Here is a 16756-nt window from a genome sequence, read left to right as displayed (position 1 = left end):
AATTCGCTAACAAAGGCCTAAATTATAGGTCGCCTTCGTTTTCAGAAAGGAATTTAGCAACACCTTCAGGGCTTGCATCCATACCTTTTTTACCTTCAGTCCAACCTGCTGGACATACTTCACCGTGCTCGCTGTGGAACGCTAGCGCGTCAACCATGCGGATCATTTCGTCGATGTTACGGCCTAGTGGAAGGTCGTTAACTACTTGGTGACGTACGTTACCTTCTTCATCGATTAGGAAAGAACCACGGAAAGCAACACCTGCTTCTGGGTGCTCAACGTCGTATGCTTGACAGATTTCGTGTTTAACGTCTGCAACTAGTGCATATTTAACTTGACCAATACCACCGTCAGCAACGGCAGTGTTACGCCATGCATTGTGTGAGAATTGTGAATCGATAGAAACACCGATTACTTCAACGCCACGCTTTTGGAACTCTTCAAAACGCTTGTCGAAAGCGATTAACTCTGAAGGACAAACGAAAGTGAAGTCTAACGGGTAAAAGAAGATAACTGCTTTTTTACCTTTGATAGTTTCTTTTAGGTTGAAGTTTTCAACGATTTCACCGTTACCAAGAACAGCTGCTGCAGTAAAGTCTGGTGCCTGACGGCCAACTAATACACCCATTTTTATCTCCAAATATTTGAGTTTATTTCCAATTGCCTATGCAATACTCACTTATATATGGTTACTAAAAAGCAAAAACCAAGAGTAAGTATTGATAATTTGCAAGATAGTTTAATGAGGTTACAGACAAATGAACAATCGAAAAAAGCGATATGCCTAATCGGAAAAATTGATTCACATTAAATACTGACGATTCTTATCAATTCGTGAAATAAGTGAGGACCTTTTTATAGTGGTAGCGACAGGTCTAATCCCTCAAAATGATTAAGTATTATTAGTATTAATCTTGGTCAGAACAAAGCAGTGACGATAGAAAAGAATGTCGTGCACACTTGCTCGTAAGTCTAACTTTCTGCTGTAAAAAGTTTACGAACACAAAAAACCCAGCATCAAGCTGGGCTCTTAAAAATAGAAAATCAATTAGTGCTACCTAGTCCATGATATCTTCTGGCATATCACCACGGATTTGCTGCCAGATTTCACCTGTTTGATGACCGTATTTACGCATCATAGAAATCGCTCCATCGTGTTCACGACGCTCTGCCAGCACAGTTAAATCTTTATAAAACTGACGTGCTAATTCACGGGTACGTGAATCAGAGAAGTAATGGCAACCAATTTTTGAGTAGAAGCCTTTAAAGCCATTTAAGATAAGCACGTAAATGCGGTTATTACCAGCAACGGCTAGTTCATGGTGAACTTTATAATCGTAATCAGCAAATGCTTGAGCACTGTCTTCAAGTTCTTCACTTTGCGCTAAGATTTCAATTACACGCTCAGGGGCAAGCTTAATTGCCGCACGAGTGTAAATTGCGCTGATATTAGTACGAGCAGAAAGTAATTGATCTGTAAGCTCTGGCATTTTATCTTCATCTAGACGCGCAAGTGTTTCTAAAATATTTAGACCTGAGGTTTCCCAGAAGTTATTTACACGAGTAGGTTTACCGTGTTGAATTGTTAACCAACCATCACGAGCTAAACGCTGCAGTACTTCACGTAACGTTGTGCGTGTTACACCAATAAGCTCTGACAATTCACGTTCGGCAGGAAGAATTGAGCCAGGCGGAAAGTCACCATTCCAAATAGATTCTACAATGTATTCTTCAGCAAAACCTGCTGGGCTTTTCGCTTTAAAAATTCTCATTCAATTTCCACTTGAGTTAGCAACTACTTTTACCGCATTTGGCATTCAACTCACTGATTGTACCAGATGATCAGCAACTAACAAGTAAACTAACTCTGCTGTGCATAAAAATCTTTAAGATCTCGTTAAATAAGTGACCTTTTGGATTAAAAGCACACCAAACAACAATACTTTCGATATACTCAACTTCTAATTATTTACAATAACAACCAGCACTAATAAAAGGTACAGCCATGCAACAGCGCGTTTTACCAGCAATATTTAAAAACTTTTTGGGGACTTCGCCACAGTGGTATAAATACACCATTATTGCGTTTTTACTAATCAACCCAGTTTTATTTCAACTTAACCCTTATCTGGCAGGATGGGTATTAGTGCTCGAGTTTATCTTCACACTCGCAATGGCGCTAAAGTGTTACCCGCTTCAACCAGGTGGCTTATTAGCCATAGAGGCGTTGTTTATTGGAATGACAACAGCCGGCCAAGTTGAGCATGAAATAGTACAGAATATTGATGTAATTCTGTTACTTATCTTTATGGTTGCAGGCATATACTTTATGAAAGACTTGCTTTTGTATATTTTCACAAAGCTTGTTGTTTCGGTGCGTAGCAAGACCGTGTTATCGCTGTCGTTTACAATTGCAGCTGCCTTCTTATCCGCTTTCTTAGATGCGTTAACGGTTATGGCTGTGGTTATTGCCGTCGCTATGGGTTTCTATAGCATTTATCATAAAGTGGCATCTGGCAAAGATTCTAACAGTGAGCACGATATTAACGATGATAACCAGGTACGTCCTGTCAATCGCCAAGAGCTTGAAGAGTTTCGCGCTTTCTTACGTAACTTGTTGATGCATGCATCAATTGGTACTGCCTTAGGTGGTGTGTGTACTATGGTAGGAGAGCCACAAAATTTAATTATTGCGGAACGAGCTGGCTGGTTCTTTGGCGAGTTTTTCTTTCGTATGCTGCCTATTACTTTGCCTGTAATGATTGCAGGTATTGCCACGACTTTCTTCCTCGAGAAAACCAAAGCATTTGGCTATGGTGCCAAACTCCCAGCACCCATTCACACTATATTATCGGACCACGCTAAAAAGCTTGAGAAAAAACGTACTACACGCGATAAAGTGAACTTAGCTATTCAAGCATTTATCGCTGTTTGGTTGATTATAGGTCTAGCACTTCATTTAGCCACTGTTGGTTTAATTGGCTTATCGGTAATTATTTTTGCGACAGCCAGTGCCGGCATCATTGAAGAACACCAACTAGGTAAAGCATTTGAAGAAGCCCTGCCATTCACTGCATTACTTTGCGTATTTTTCTCAATTGTTGCCGTTATTATCGACCAGCATTTATTTACACCCGTGATCGCATGGGTACTTACTTTTGAAGGCCAGCTGCAATTAGTCATGTTCTTCATAGCTAACGGTATTCTGTCGATGGTCAGTGACAATGTTTTCGTAGGTACTGTGTATATAAACGAAGTTGCTGCTGCACTACAAGCAGGTCAAATTACTCGTGATCAGTTCGATTTACTGGCTGTGGCTATTAACACTGGTACTAACTTACCAAGTGTTGCTACCCCTAATGGCCAAGCTGCGTTCTTGTTCTTGTTAACATCAACATTAGCACCTGTACTAAGGCTGTCTTACGGGCGCATGGTTTATATGGCCCTACCATATACCATAGTGTTAACGATTGTTGGTTTGAGTATGACCTTATTTAGCCTATCTGATATGACAGATTTACTCTATCAATGGGGCTTAATCAACCACCATACGGGTGTGTTACCAGGCTCACTTGGTGGTCATTAATCTAAACAAAAAAGCCCGCGAAATGCGGGCTTTTGGTTTTATTGAGTATGAGTATTTAATCTAACACTTTTGCATCGTTCGCTTTGTTTAGTAAGCTTCGGCTTTGCGTTAAGAAATGCGCTGTCGCATCAGAGAAATACTCTTTCGCATCTGCAAACGCGGCAATCAATGCAGCTTTATCACCTGCTTTGAGTTTTTCGAGGGTTTCCGCAAAAGTATCTTGGTAATTTGAAAGTAATGATTCTACATCGTCGAATTGCGCTAACATGATATCAGAATATAGTTCAGGTGACTGAGCAAACAATCTCCCAACCATCATTAACTCTAACTGATAAATTGGTGAAGAACAGCTGCGAAGTTCTGCCAACGTATGACTTTGCTTGGCAAGAAACTGACCGTATACAAAGGTTGTTAAGTGACGCATTACCTGAATGATTTGCATCGCTTCATCATGTTTTTTAGCATCCATTTCAACCACTTGACATCCCCAAACTTGGAGTTGCGCCATTAGCCCTTTAGCTACTTCATGATCTCGCCCTTCACACACAACAACGGTTTGTTTTACCCAGTGTGAAATATCTGGACCAAACATGGGATGCAACCCGACTACTGGGCCGCTATGAGCCGCCATTAGGGCTTTTAAAGGCTTTTGCTTAACTGATGTAATATCAACTAATAAACAGTCATCATCGAGTGTTGGTAATGCCGAAACTACGTGTTCAAGTGCATTAATTGGTACACTTACAAGGACTAATTTTGCCCCTTTTAATATCGCTTCACTCTGTGCTTGCTGTGCTTTATCTAAAATACGGACTTCATAACCTGAACGAGCAAATTGTTGAGCAAATAGCTGACCCATGGCACCTTCACCACCAACAATTACAATGGGTGATAACTGAGGTGCAACACAAGCGAGGCTACCTTGCTGGTTTTGATACGCTTCACGCATCATACGGCGCAGGATATCTTCAACTAACTCAGGGTTAACCCCTTGTGCGACTGCTTCTTTACGGCGAGCTGCAAGTAAATCAGCCTCGCGATCTGGGGCATGTAATGGCGCACCGATTTGTTGCTTAATTGCGCCTATTTTTTCTGTAATCCCATTACGCTTTGCCAGTAATGCCACCAATTGCGCATCACATTCATCTATTCCTGCTCTTAAATCAGCTAGATCATTCACTGTTACCACGTTACTACACCTCAAACCCTAAAAACGTAAATAATTATATACAAAAAAGTAAAGCTTTTAATACAAATTATAGTAACAGGATAACAGCCAAAGCACAAAGCCCTAACGTGCATGTCGCATAGCTTATAAAGGGATAAATAGAGGTCAGTCGATCAGTTTGAAGGGAGTACTTAGGTGTCTCACAAAGGGGGGAAAATTATTTTTGTGGTATAAAAACCAAAACGGGCTGCAACCTAAGGCTGCAACCCGTTTTATTTTGCGTTGTAAAACAGCGCGTATTAGTTAAGTTTTTCTCTAATACGTGCAGATTTACCAGAACGCTCACGTAGATAGTAAAGTTTCGCACGGCGAACAGCACCGCGACGTTTAACTGAGATACTATCGATAAGAGGGCTGTGCGTTTGGAATACACGCTCAACACCTTCACCGCTCGAAATTTTACGAACTGTGAATGCTGAGTGAAGACCACGATTACGCTTAGCGATTACAACACCTTCAAAGGCCTGTAGACGCTCTTTGTTACCTTCTTTTACACGTACCTGTACAACAACTGTATCACCAGCGCCGAATGCTGGTACGTCTGATTTAAGCTGCTCTTCTTCAAGCGCTTTAATAATATTTTGGTTTACTTTTGCCATTATATTTCTCACTTTCCTAGGTGTAACTGTCTTCTAGCCACAAGCTTGTTGGTACTCTTGCTGAAACTCAGCAAGGAGTGCCGCTTGCTCCTCAGTCAGAGCTAGGTTATGCAACAAGTCAGGACGACGAAGCCAAGTTCTACCAAGTGATTGCTTTGTGCGCCACTTAGCGATTTCTTGGTGGTTTCCGCTGAGCAATACAGCAGGCACCTGTTTATCATCCAATGTCTCTGGCCGTGTATAGTGAGGACAATCAAGCAAGCCATTCGAAAATGAATCTTGCTCAGCTGACTGGTTATGACCTAACACCCCTGGTACTAATCGTGCTACTGCATCAATTAGCGTCATTGCGGGTAGTTCACCACCACTTAAAATAAAATCACCAATTGACCATTCTTCGTCAACGTATGATTCTATAATTCGCTCATCTATACCTTCATAGCGACCGGCAATTAAAATCAGCTTTTCTGAATGCGCAAGTTCACTTGCACCTTGCTGATCTAATTTGCGCCCTTGCGGTGACATATAAATTACTTTTGCACCATCACCTGCCGCTTTTTTAGCGTCAAGGATAGCTTGTTTCAATGGTTCAACCATCATTAACATGCCAGGACCACCCCCGTAAGGACGGTCATCTACAGTTCTATGCTTATCAGTAGCATAGTCACGCGGATTCCAGCAGTTAAAGTCAATTAGACCATTTTTAACTGCGCGACCTGTAACCCCTTGAGTGGTAATCGCATCAAACATGTCCGGGAAAAGGCTAATCACCCCTACCCATAGCGAACTCGTTTGTGACATTAAAACCCTGGGTCCCAGTCAACGGTAATTTCTCTTGCATCATATTTAACTTCTTTAATAACAGAGTCTGTTAAGAAAGGAATTAAACGTTCTGCTTGGCCAAATGCATCTTTTTTGTTTGCTTTCACAACCAAAACATCATTTGAGCCTGTCTCCATAAGGTCATCGACTGTGCCTAAGTTATAACCTTTATCAGTTATAACAGACATGCCGATCAGATCTCGCCAATAGAATTCACCTTGCGGTAATTCTGGTAGCTGCGCTGCGTCTACTGAGATTTCTACATTGGTTAAAGCCATTGCTTCGTCTCGGTCGTTTACTTGCGCAACTTTAGCGATAAAGCCTTTGTTGTGGCGACGCCAGTCGACCACTTCTAAGGTCTGCCATTTACCTTGCTGCCCTATCAACCATGGGCTGAAATCGAAGATCCCTTCGGGATCATCAGTAAATGAATGCACCTTAAGCCAGCCCTTTATACCATACGGGGCACCGAGCTTTCCTACTGTAATATACGAGGTGTTCTCTTGACTCATGGTTACTCTTACGCCTATTAAGCCGCTTTACGAGCGTCTTTAACTAACTTAGCTACGCGATCTGAAAGAGATGCGCCTTGACCTACCCAGTGTTCAACACGAGATAAATCTAAACGTACTTTTTCTTCCTGACCAGAAGCAATTGGGTTAAAGAAACCTACTTTCTCGATGAAGCGACCGTCACGCGAGAAACGGCTATCCGCAACCACAATTTGATAGAAAGGGCGTTTTTTAGCGCCACCACGTTGCAAACGAATAGTTACCATACCGTCCTCTACATTAGATTGACTGTTTTCATTAATAAGATTTACTCCCCAGTACGGGAAGCTGGGGAATTGTACGAGTTTTTTGCAACATTGCAAGTAAGAACTGCTGCAAAATGTAAGTTTAGTTGATTAAACACTGATCTGGCCTTTAAATCTTACATGCAGCTAACAACTATGCATAAATTATCTACAAAAAAAGGAGCTATACGCTCCTTTTTATACACTTAATAAAAAGCGCTATTAAAATTTAGGACCACCACCCATCATGCCAGGTGGTAACATGCCTTTCATACCGCGCATCATTTTCTTCATACCCCCCTTGCCTTTCATCTTTTTCATCATCTTCTGCATTTGCGTAAATTGCTTAAGCAGTTTGTTGATTTCTTGCACTTGGGTACCAGAGCCTGCGGCAATACGTTTTTTACGAGAGCCCTTGATGATTTCAGGACGCGCGCGCTCTTTTGGTGTCATTGAGTTAATGATGGCTTCCATTTGTACGAAAGTCTTATCGCCCATCTGCCCTTTTACGGCGTCTGGTAAGTTTTGCATGCCCGGTAGCTTATCAAGCATCGACATCATACCGCCCATGTTCTTCATTTGACGAAGTTGCTCAGCAAAGTCATCTAATGTGAAGCCGTCACCTTTAAATACTTTCTCAGCAACTTTAGCCGCTTTCTCTTTATCTACTTTCATTTCGACTTCTTCGATTAATGAAAGTACATCACCCATACCTAGGATACGAGAAGCAATACGGTCAGGGTGGAAAGGTTCAAGTGCATCAGTGCGCTCACCTACACCCATAAACTTGATCGGCTTACCGGTAATATGACGGATTGATAATGCAGCACCACCACGAGCATCACCATCAGTCTTTGTTAAGATCACACCACTCAAAGGTAGCGCTTCATCAAATGCTTTTGCGGTGTTTGCTGCATCTTGACCTGTCATCGCGTCAACGACGAATAAGGTTTCGATTGGATTAATCGCACTGTGCAGTGCTTTGATCTCGTCCATCATGTCGTTATCGACATGTAAACGACCTGCAGTATCGACTAATACTACATCGATGAACTTTTTCTTCGCGTGTGAAATCGCATTATTCGCAATATCTACTGGCTTTTGTGAGATATCGCTTGGGAAGAACTCAACACCCACTTCATCAGCAAGTGTTTCTAGCTGTTTGATTGCTGCCGGACGATAAACGTCAGCACTAACAACTAACACAGACTTTTTCTTACGCTCTTTTAAGAATTTAGCTAGTTTACCAACACTGGTTGTTTTACCAGCACCTTGTAGGCCCGCCATCATCACTACCGCAGGCGGCTGCGCATTAAGGCTTAACTCTTCATTTGCTTCACCCATTGCCTTTTCAAGTTCTTCACGAACAATCTTAATAAAGACTTGGCCTGGACTTAAGCTTTTCGTTACTTCAACACCAACGGCGCGTTCTTTAACTTGCTTAACGAACTCACGAACAACAGGTAATGCAACGTCCGCTTCCAAAAATGCCATGCGGACTTCACGTAATGTATCTTTTATATTTTCTTCAGTTAGGCGTCCGCGGCCACTGATATTTTTTAAGGTTTTACCTAAGCGTTCTTGGAGATTCTCAAACATGTAAAGGTTCCGATAAAACGTGTTTCACCTGCAGTGTACATAAAACAGACAAGTTTGAAGACAATACAGGCAATATTAAAATTTAATTACTAGCAGTATACCGTAAATGGTGGTCGACAATACAGTGTTCAAGTGTGTAGTTTGAGTTTCTTTTTACAAACTCTATGCTTTTTCCTTGCTATAAAATACAATGGCATCAAAGAGACAAGGATTTATCTATATAAATTAAGTGGCCAAAACACGATGATTATTAGTTTAACTATTATTGCTAGTTTGTTTTATGTGTTAGCAACGTCACATGTGCTATCACGCCTTTTCCACAAACAAGGTCCGAGCCAAAAACTCACAGTGATACTAAGCACTGTGGCTATCCTTGCCCATATGCTATTACTGGTTAATTCAGTTTTTCGTGCTGACGGTCAAGATTTGAGTATCGTCAACGTTGCTTTATTGACCTGTTGGGTCATCGTAGTATCCGTTACAGCTGTGTCGCTCAAGTTCCCTGCTACCTTATTACTACCAGTTGTGTATGGTTTTGCAGCCTTACTTACACTTGCCAGCTTATTTATTCCGCATCATGTGATTTTACAATCAATAGATGTTGAACTTGGCTTAGTCACTCATATATCGTTATCACTTTTGGCATATTGTGTGCTGATAATCTCGACACTCTATGCGGTACAGTTTTACTTTATTGATAAGCGTTTAAAGCGCAAAGACTTAGCAATCGTACACAGTCATCTTCCACCTTTAATGGTCGTTGAGCGTCAGCTTTATCAATTACTCACGCTTGGTACAATTCTACTTACCTTTGCACTACTTTCTGGGTTTATCTTCTTAGAAGGTATGTTTGCCAGTGAATTTATCCATAAAACGGTTTTATCGTTAATTGCTTGGCTTATTTTCACTGTTGTAACAGTGGGTCACTTACGTCAAGGCTGGCGTGGTAAACCCGTGGTGTTTTCGATCATGATAGCCGCTTTTATCTTGTCACTTGCTTATTTTGGCAGCCGTTTCATCCAAGAAGTGATTCTAAATAAGTTTTAACTTGACTCAGCAAGCTGTCTCTAGCTTAATATGCACTGATTTATAAAAAAAGGATCCATCGTTGGACGACATATCGACTAGTACCCTGTTTATTATATTGGGATTATTGATACTTATTTCTGCTTATTTTTCTGGTTCTGAAACTGGAATTATGTCAATTAACCGTATCCGCTTGCGCCATCTTGCTAAAGAAGATCATCGTGCAGCGAAACGCGTCAGCAAACTGTTAAGTCGCCCTGACAGACTCATTGGTCTGATCTTGATTGGTAACAACCTAGTTAATATCGCTGCAGCACAGGTTGCAACGATTATTGGTATTCGCCTATATGGTGACCTCGGTATCGCAATTGCAACTGGTGCACTGACCTTAGTGGTTTTAATCTTTGCCGAAGTAACGCCAAAGACACTTGCAGCGCTTTACCCAGAAAAGGTCGCTTTCCCAAGCTCGATTGTCCTTAAGGGGCTTTTGAAAATACTTTTCCCATTTGTGGTTATCGTAAACTGGATGACCAATGGCATGCTGCGCTTGTTTGGTATCACAACAGCACAAATTGAAGAGCACAGTTTAAGTAAAGAAGAATTAAAAACCGTGGTGAACGAATCTGGTGCTCTATTACCAGCTCGCCACCAAAGCATGCTGACTTCAATTTTAGATTTAGAGCAAGTAACTGTTGAAGATATCATGATCCCACGCAACGAAATTGTTGCTATCGATATCAATGATGACTGGAAACTTATTAGCCGTCAGCTAACTCATGCTCAGCATACTCGCGTTTTATTATATCGTGACCAAATTGATGATGCTGTTGGCTTTATTCACTCACGTGATGCACTGCGCCTATTAACTAAAGAACAGTTTGATAAGCCATCACTATTACGTGCGGTTCGTGAAATCTACTTTATTCCTGAAGGCACATCACTAAACACACAATTGCTTAAGTTCCAGCAATCAAAAGAACGTATCGGTTTAGTTGTTGATGAATATGGCGATATCCAAGGCCTAGTAACACTTGAAGATATTCTCGAAGAAGTTGTTGGTGACTTCACAACAACGCAAACTCGCACGCCAAGTGAGGAAGTTACAGAGCAAGACGATGGCTCAGTACTTGTAGATGGCGGTGCTAATATTCGCGATTTAAATAAAGAAATGGGTTGGGAGCTCCCGATTGATGGCCCGAAAACGCTAAGTGGTTTAATCGTTGAATACTTAGAGGATATCCCAGACTCAAACCTAAGTTTACGTATTGCCGGATACCCTATTGAAGTGATCGAGATAAAAGAAAACATGGTGAAGTTAGTTAAAGTTATTCCAAGCAAACGCACTGAGTAACGTTCGACTCACCCCAAAAAAGGAGTAGCTTGCTACTCCTTTTTTGTTAGTTATAACTGAAACGCCTCAGAAAATTCACATTTTCCCAGCAGACCCCACACCGAAAAGCAATTCCTCTACTATTATTTTCTTTAAATACTCTGTTGTATAACAAGGAAAAATAATGGACGAAATATCAATCGAGAAAATCTACAACCAAGCTATAGAGTTGCTAATGCTCTACGGGCCAAAGTTTATTCTAGCAATACTGGTTTTAATCATTGGTTGGTGGTTAATTGGTAGAGTTGCCAACATGGCTGAAAAATCAATGAATAGGGTCAAATTCGAAGTTGGTTTGACACACTTTTTAGTCTCCTTCATTTCTGTCATTTTAAAGGTACTACTGCTGATATCTGTTGCCTCGATGATTGGTATCGAAACAACCTCATTTATTGCAATGCTCGGAGCAGCCGGTTTAGCCGTAGGTATGGCACTGCAAGGCAGTCTAGCGAATTTTGCAGGTGGAGTGCTTATCCTATTCTTCAAGCCTTTTAAAGTAGGTGATGTTATTGAAGCCCAAGGCTACATGGGGAAAGTAGTAGAAATTCAAATTTTTGTCACTGTTTTACTTACCTACGATAATGAAAAAATCATTATTCCAAATGGCACGCTATCAAATGGCTGTGTTAAGAATAAGTTTGCAGAGCCAACACACCGCGTTGCAATCGAGTTTGGTATTAGCTATGGCGATGACGTTCATAAAGCCCGTGACGTGCTTATGAGCGTTCTGGATGACTATGATCTGGTATTAAAAGATATAGAAGATAAAAAACCAACAGTGCATGTTAGCCAGCACGGTGAAAGTCATATCGGCATGTTAGTGTGGGCTTGGGTTGAATCGGATAACTATTGGCCTGTGTACTTTGGTTTGTATGAACGAGTCAAAATTGCCTTTGATGCTGCTGATATCACTATTCCATTCCCACAGCGAGATGTTCATATTCACCAATTCCCTGGTAAATAATTTACAAGGCGAGGTCAACTCGCCTTATTTGATTGTGCTTGTTGAATTCGTATCAATAACTCTGCCGTAGCAGTTGCATCGGCTAATGCTCTATGATGATTCGTTAAGTTCAATTCAAAGTGTGTCGCTAAGTTACCAAGTGAATAAGACTTTAGCTTTGGAAATGTCTTTCGTGATTCAACTACTGTACATAGCTTAGGCATTTTAAAACCTTGCCCTAGTGCAGCGTATTCCTTACGAATAAATCCGTAATCAAAATTCACATTGTGAGCAACAAATACACTGCCTTTTAACAGGGCACGCAACGTGTCGGCTATGTCCTCAAAGCGAGGAGCATCACGTACCATTGCCGCGTTAATTCCTGTTAATTTGGTAATAAAGGCAGGAATACTTCGTTCGGGATTGATTAAACTCGCCCACTGCTTAATAACTTCGCCAGCTTGTAACTGCACAACCGCAATTTCAGTGATTTTATTATTCCCTTGTACGCCGCCAGTGGTTTCTATATCGACCACACTATAAATGCGATTTGGATCATTAAACCAGCTCACCTTAACGATATTTACTTCAAAGCCGTGTTGTTTTAAGACATCAATACTGACAAGTTGGTTGCGTCTTAGTTTGTCGCCCGGAGCTTTAACTTCTTCAAATGTGAGCTTATGCTCTTTTAAAACCATTAAATCTGGGTAACCATCTTTAAGCTGCTTAAAGGTTTTTGTCATTTGCAATAAATGCGCTTTTAAACTAGCTAGACTGCTGTGTTTTATCAACATTTTTAGTGGCTCTAAAATATCGCTATGCCACATAAAAACACCATTGGCTATTTCGTAGTACTGTCCTGCGTTTTTACAAACATATTTATACAACGCTTCATTACTAGTAAAATTTGCAAGCTTTTGCTCAATTTGTGTATGCTGCGATGTGTAAAAGCAATCAGCAAGTAGTACTTGTGGATAAAAATCAAATTCATTACACGGCGGGTACGGTGTCTCGATATAGAGCTCTTGCCAAAATGTTAAGGTAAAAAGACTTAACCAAAGATTATTCTCGGTAAAAAACACAGTGTTACCGAGCTGTTGATAATACTCGCATACTCCTTGCTCGACATCACCACGGTAAATGTCATCAACCTCTATTTGATGCTCTGTATCAATTAACATTTGTGTTAAGCGTGAACGTTGCTGCTTATTATATTTACGCTGTAGAAAGTCTTCGGCGAAATACAAAATGCTATCATCAAGCGGATTTTGGATAATATTTTCAAGCTTATGCTCAACCCAGCTTTTGTCTCCTAGCTTGTAACGCTGGCGAATTGCCAGCTCTTGCGCTTCACTACTGCCCTCACAATGCTCTAGTAACTCAAATGCAAAACCTAAGTCATGATCTTTAAGCTGCTTATATAAGCGAATCAGTAACTTGTTTTTGATGCTCTGGGCTAATTCATCTTCACAGTTAATAGCTAAAAGTGCTTGAGCTAAGGTTTGGTACTGTGTTTCTGATTGGCTTTGCTTAAGCTGCATACGCAACTGGTTTAATTGATAATGCGATTGTGCCTCGGCTAAGGTTTTAAAACGCGATAAGCTGTCGCTGACATCACCACGTACTTTTGCAATTCCTAAGTCACGCATTACAAAGCGATTTTGATGGTTTATATCGCCTTGACTTAGTCGGCCGCTATGTAAAAACTCAAAGTATTCATAATACTGGCTTCGGCTATTGACCACGAACTGACTAAATAAAGCGTCTAAATCACTGTGGTTGCGGTCAATATACTGTTTACAAAGTTGAATTAAGCTATGTTTGCTGGCTGATTTTTTATAATCAGGTTGTGTCGTCATTAACTCATCGTTTGCTAATAAGGTTAATAAAGTTGGCTTTGTTAAATGCTCAAGCAGCAAATCTAATTCATCATGACTTGGATGTGCCACCAGCCCCTGTTGCTTTAGCTTAAAAATAGCCCCATGTAGATTAGGGATTTCTTCATAATTTAACGATGACAGTGCCACGATTTTTGGTTTACGGGAATAAATACGCAGCAAAGTACACAAACTTTGCTCATCAAGTAGGGTGAGTTTTTCAAGAAATTGCATTTGCTCAGCTAAGAGTAAATGCGTGCACTGAGATTGAATAAACTCAGCGAGCTCAAAGAAATGACTTAAATAATATTTTGCTGGTAATTGTGTTTTCATAGCCAAACCTGACACTGTATATAAATACAGTATCAGGTATTAGTAAACTGATTTCAATGTTTGAGGCTATTTAACTTTTAAAATACCTACAATCGCGCAAATTGCACCGCCTACCATACCGAGCCAAGCCTCAATCGGTGTATCACCACTAAAAGTTCGGCTAATTTGTGCACTTGCAGAGTCATAAACGTTATATCCCCATACTGCGAGCGCTACACCAATAACGATTAAAGCAATACCTATAATTTTTCCCATCGTGTTGTTCCTTTTTGTTGTTTTGATTTCGTGCTGCTATGTTTAGTTTTGCACATATAATAATTAGCTGCAAAACCTTAAGAAATAATCAAACTAAAGGTTATGTTTTGCTCACTTAACGAAACCTGAAGTTCAGCATCAATTGCTTTACTTAACGCTTTGGCAATGGATAAGCCTAAGCCAAAGTTATCTTCAGACGTTCTGGCACTATCTTTTTGCCAAAGCGGATCAAATAACTGGCTAATGTCTTCATCTGTTAATGGTACTTTTAATTCGTTAGTAACAGAAAATTGCAACTTCCCCTTTTTATTAAGCAGCGAACTTACAGTCACTATGCTCTTTTCTGGGCTGTATTGTTTAGCGTTATTTACAAGGTTGGTGATGATTGATTCAAGGGCAAATAAGTTACTTACAATGGCTGGGATATCATCTTGAAACTCAAACTTAACCCATTCTAAATCGCACTTTTCTAAGGTGCGTAAAATAACCTGATTTAAATCACATGCATCTTGCTTAGGTAGGGCTTCATCACTGTACTTATGCAGTAGCAATAAGTTCGACACAATGCTCTTTAAACGCTGGCTAATTTTTAGCACTTCAGGTTTAAAGTCTGCCTCAAACTCTTTTTCATTTGGAAACCGAATCGCCACTTCAGCCATATTAATAAGCTCAGCAATCGGCGTTTTTAACTCATGGGCAATATCTGAGGTCAGGCGCTTTTCACGAAAATAGAGCTGGCGATTTTCTTGAATAAAGGCATTTAAGCTATCAACAATGGGTTGCAGCTCTTTCACAGGTTCTTTTATTGTTATCACGGCACTTTTATCTGCGATACTAAGCCGACTTATATCACGGTTTAGTTTATTAAGTGGCGCTAGAGAACTGTCGACCGATTTACGCACAAATAATCGAATGAATACGATTACTGACACGGTAGAAACAACAAAAATAACGTCAATTAACCATAAAATAAAATCAACTTTTTCTGATGAAGCTGCATAAGCCAAAGTAAGCGTGGTGTGATGCGTTTTGCTCACGCCATCAAAAAAATTTCTATGTGAGTGAGAGTCGATTTGCGGCTGGAAACGAGTATAAATAATTCGCCCGTCACGACCATCCGGCAGCTCAGTGGTCATTATTTTCGCTTCACCCAGTTTTAATTTTTCAAACTTGAGGTTCTTCAAAGCGAATAAATTAAGGCTCTGTGAGCGGGTAAACACCCCATCATCAGTCCACATTTGAAAATATTCAGGCTCAACTTGACCATCAAATTCTGGCATAAAGTCACTAGAAAAATTAAAAGTTAACCCCTCTTCATCTTCATGAACCAAAGTCATCAGCATACCGGCTTTTGATTTCATGCCACGGTTAAATTCATTATCAATCCAACTATCAACGGCTATATCAGTGGCGACTAAAATACTTAAAACTAGCCCAGTTATAGTAATCGATAATGTAGTTACCAACTTACTGCGAATTGACTTCATTATTTTCCTTGAATGATATAACCAAAGCCACGCTTAGTTTGAATAGGTAATTCACCGCCTGCCACCCTAACCTTTTTGCGGGCCGATGATAAATGCGCTTCAATGGAATTTTTTGAGACCAAGTCATACTGCCCAGCTATGTAGCTACTCAACTTTTCTGCAGTGATCACTTTATTTTGATTGCTAAATAAACACTCAACTATTTTATATTCGTTAGGTGTTAAGTCGACTGAAGTACCGCCGACTTGTAAGAGTTTTAATTGTAAATTTAAAGCCAAGTTATCAATGCGGATCACATCACTGATTGTTTTCAGACCACCGCGACGCATTAAATTTAATAACCTTGCATGCAGCTCATCAAACGAAAATGGTTTGGTCAAATAATCATCGGCCCCAGTCAGCAGCCCCATTACTCTGTCTGCAGGTTCTTGCTTGGCAGATAAAATAAGCACACGCACATCGAGCTGCTTTGCTCTTATGGTTTGTAATAACGTAATGCCATCAAGGCTGGGTAACATAATGTCGAGTATTACTAATTCGTACTCACCAGACATGGCCATACTCAAACCTTCAGCACCATCGCCGGTTTCATCAATGGTAAAACCTAAGTTTTCAAGGCCAATTCGTAGACTACGTCTTAATGACACCGAATCTTCTATTATCAACAATTTCATATGTTACTCATTTAGATGAAAACCACTTTTGTGTCATTAGGTTACGCTCAAAATCTTAAGATTCCCTTAAGATTTACTTAAGTTTTTCTAGTTTAGAAAATATTAAGATTACCATAAGGGTTTCTTAAGTTTCACTGCCTA

16 protein-coding genes are annotated in these 16756 nt (G+C 40.4%); 4 read left to right on the top strand and 12 right to left on the bottom strand.

The window, feature by feature from the left end; translation table 11 throughout:
* Positions 1 to 22: 22 nt before the first annotated feature.
* Together EVU92_RS09750 and fadR are read right to left on the bottom strand one after the other, a co-directional pair.
* On the bottom strand, positions 23 to 628 hold the full coding sequence (locus tag EVU92_RS09750) for a peroxiredoxin C (protein ID WP_054551729.1): 606 nt from the start codon (positions 626 to 628) through the stop codon (positions 23 to 25).
* Between the two features lie 430 nt (positions 629 to 1058).
* Positions 1059 to 1772: a fatty acid metabolism transcriptional regulator FadR gene (gene fadR / locus EVU92_RS09745; protein ID WP_130051065.1), complete on the bottom strand. Its 714-nt coding sequence runs from the start codon at positions 1770 to 1772 to the stop codon at positions 1059 to 1061.
* Between the two features lie 233 nt (positions 1773 to 2005).
* Here fadR and nhaB point away from each other — a divergent pair, with 233 nt between their 5' ends.
* A complete protein-coding gene (gene nhaB / locus EVU92_RS09740; RefSeq protein ID WP_130051064.1) occupies positions 2006 to 3586 on the top strand; it encodes a sodium/proton antiporter NhaB in 1581 nt (526 codons plus the stop codon).
* Between the two features lie 55 nt (positions 3587 to 3641).
* Here nhaB and tyrA read toward each other — a convergent pair whose 3' ends face one another.
* From tyrA to ffh, 6 genes are all read right to left on the bottom strand, one after another.
* Positions 3642 to 4775, bottom strand: a complete 1134-nt coding sequence (tyrA, locus tag EVU92_RS09735) for a bifunctional chorismate mutase/prephenate dehydrogenase (RefSeq protein ID WP_130051063.1) — start codon at positions 4773 to 4775, stop codon at positions 3642 to 3644.
* A gap of 278 nt (positions 4776 to 5053) precedes the next feature.
* Positions 5054 to 5413 (bottom strand): 50S ribosomal protein L19, encoded by a 360-nt coding sequence (gene rplS / locus EVU92_RS09730; protein ID WP_130051062.1) that lies wholly within the window; start codon positions 5411 to 5413, stop codon positions 5054 to 5056.
* 33 nt (positions 5414 to 5446) lie between these two features.
* The gene (gene trmD / locus EVU92_RS09725; protein WP_130051061.1) at positions 5447 to 6214 is read right to left on the bottom strand and encodes a tRNA (guanosine(37)-N1)-methyltransferase TrmD; all 768 of its coding nucleotides are present in this window, start codon (positions 6212 to 6214) and stop codon (positions 5447 to 5449) included.
* Positions 6214 to 6747 (bottom strand): ribosome maturation factor RimM, encoded by a 534-nt coding sequence (gene rimM / locus EVU92_RS09720; RefSeq protein ID WP_130051060.1) that lies wholly within the window; start codon positions 6745 to 6747, stop codon positions 6214 to 6216. Before rimM ends, trmD begins: the two co-directional genes overlap by 1 nt.
* Before the next feature lie 17 nt (positions 6748 to 6764).
* Positions 6765 to 7013, bottom strand: a complete 249-nt coding sequence (gene rpsP, locus EVU92_RS09715; RefSeq protein WP_036967110.1) for a 30S ribosomal protein S16 — start codon at positions 7011 to 7013, stop codon at positions 6765 to 6767.
* 240 nt (positions 7014 to 7253) lie between these two features.
* On the bottom strand, positions 7254 to 8630 hold the full coding sequence (gene ffh, locus EVU92_RS09710) for a signal recognition particle protein (protein WP_130051059.1): 1377 nt from the start codon (positions 8628 to 8630) through the stop codon (positions 7254 to 7256).
* Positions 8631 to 8873: 243 nt separating this feature from the next.
* On the opposite strand from ffh, the gene ccsA reads away from it, so the two are divergent.
* The 3 genes from ccsA (at position 8874) to EVU92_RS09695 (ending at position 12010) form a co-directional block, all read left to right on the top strand.
* A complete protein-coding gene (gene ccsA / locus EVU92_RS09705) occupies positions 8874 to 9677 on the top strand; it encodes a cytochrome c biogenesis protein CcsA (RefSeq protein ID WP_130051058.1) in 804 nt (267 codons plus the stop codon).
* A gap of 61 nt (positions 9678 to 9738) precedes the next feature.
* Positions 9739 to 11007 carry a CNNM domain-containing protein gene (locus EVU92_RS09700; protein ID WP_130051057.1) on the top strand — a complete coding sequence of 423 codons (1269 nt, stop codon included), beginning with the start codon at positions 9739 to 9741 and terminating at the stop codon, positions 11005 to 11007.
* Positions 11008 to 11170: 163 nt separating this feature from the next.
* Positions 11171 to 12010 carry a mechanosensitive ion channel domain-containing protein gene (locus EVU92_RS09695; protein WP_130051056.1) on the top strand — a complete coding sequence of 280 codons (840 nt, stop codon included), beginning with the start codon at positions 11171 to 11173 and terminating at the stop codon, positions 12008 to 12010.
* A 14-nt stretch (positions 12011 to 12024) separates the two neighbouring features.
* Here EVU92_RS09695 and EVU92_RS09690 read toward each other — a convergent pair whose 3' ends face one another.
* The 4 genes from EVU92_RS09690 to EVU92_RS09675 form a co-directional block, all read right to left on the bottom strand.
* Positions 12025 to 14199, bottom strand: a complete 2175-nt coding sequence (locus EVU92_RS09690; RefSeq protein ID WP_130051055.1) for an exonuclease domain-containing protein — start codon at positions 14197 to 14199, stop codon at positions 12025 to 12027.
* Between the two features lie 66 nt (positions 14200 to 14265).
* Complete coding sequence (locus EVU92_RS09685) at positions 14266 to 14454, bottom strand: DUF3185 family protein (RefSeq protein WP_054553751.1); 189 nt, start codon at positions 14452 to 14454, stop codon at positions 14266 to 14268.
* A gap of 77 nt (positions 14455 to 14531) precedes the next feature.
* The gene (locus EVU92_RS09680) at positions 14532 to 15941 is read right to left on the bottom strand and encodes an ATP-binding protein (RefSeq protein WP_130051054.1); all 1410 of its coding nucleotides are present in this window, start codon (positions 15939 to 15941) and stop codon (positions 14532 to 14534) included.
* On the bottom strand, positions 15941 to 16615 hold the full coding sequence (locus EVU92_RS09675) for a response regulator transcription factor (protein ID WP_130051053.1): 675 nt from the start codon (positions 16613 to 16615) through the stop codon (positions 15941 to 15943). The genes EVU92_RS09680 and EVU92_RS09675 overlap by 1 nt, the downstream gene beginning before the upstream one ends.
* Between the last annotated feature and the right edge of the window lie 141 nt (positions 16616 to 16756).

This window comes from Pseudoalteromonas sp. MEBiC 03485, assembly GCF_004195145.1.
In the GTDB taxonomy this organism is placed as follows: Bacteria; Pseudomonadota; Gammaproteobacteria; order Enterobacterales; family Alteromonadaceae; genus Pseudoalteromonas; species Pseudoalteromonas apostichopi.
This window is presented reverse-complemented; position numbering and strand designations above follow the sequence as displayed.

What these genes read in the sequence shown, in the direction of transcription:
- EVU92_RS09750 (WP_054551729.1), bottom strand. Translation starts at nt 628, where the DNA reads ATGGGTGTATTAGTTGGCCGTCAGGCACCAGACTTTACTGCAGCAGCT.
- fadR (WP_130051065.1), bottom strand. Translation starts at nt 1,772, where the DNA reads ATGAGAATTTTTAAAGCGAAAAGCCCAGCAGGTTTTGCTGAAGAATAC.
- nhaB (WP_130051064.1), top strand. Translation starts at nt 2,006, where the DNA reads ATGCAACAGCGCGTTTTACCAGCAATATTTAAAAACTTTTTGGGGACT.
- rplS (WP_130051062.1), bottom strand. Translation starts at nt 5,413, where the DNA reads ATGGCAAAAGTAAACCAAAATATTATTAAAGCGCTTGAAGAAGAGCAG.
- trmD (WP_130051061.1), bottom strand. Translation starts at nt 6,214, where the DNA reads ATGTCACAAACGAGTTCGCTATGGGTAGGGGTGATTAGCCTTTTCCCG.
- rimM (WP_130051060.1), bottom strand. Translation starts at nt 6,747, where the DNA reads ATGAGTCAAGAGAACACCTCGTATATTACAGTAGGAAAGCTCGGTGCC.
- rpsP (WP_036967110.1), bottom strand. Translation starts at nt 7,013, where the DNA reads ATGGTAACTATTCGTTTGCAACGTGGTGGCGCTAAAAAACGCCCTTTC.
- ffh (WP_130051059.1), bottom strand. Translation starts at nt 8,630, where the DNA reads ATGTTTGAGAATCTCCAAGAACGCTTAGGTAAAACCTTAAAAAATATC.
- ccsA (WP_130051058.1), top strand. Translation starts at nt 8,874, where the DNA reads ATGATTATTAGTTTAACTATTATTGCTAGTTTGTTTTATGTGTTAGCA.
- EVU92_RS09695 (WP_130051056.1), top strand. Translation starts at nt 11,171, where the DNA reads ATGGACGAAATATCAATCGAGAAAATCTACAACCAAGCTATAGAGTTG.
- EVU92_RS09690 (WP_130051055.1), bottom strand. Translation starts at nt 14,199, where the DNA reads ATGAAAACACAATTACCAGCAAAATATTATTTAAGTCATTTCTTTGAG.
- EVU92_RS09685 (WP_054553751.1), bottom strand. Translation starts at nt 14,454, where the DNA reads ATGGGAAAAATTATAGGTATTGCTTTAATCGTTATTGGTGTAGCGCTC.
- EVU92_RS09680 (WP_130051054.1), bottom strand. Translation starts at nt 15,941, where the DNA reads ATGAAGTCAATTCGCAGTAAGTTGGTAACTACATTATCGATTACTATA.
- EVU92_RS09675 (WP_130051053.1), bottom strand. Translation starts at nt 16,615, where the DNA reads ATGAAATTGTTGATAATAGAAGATTCGGTGTCATTAAGACGTAGTCTA.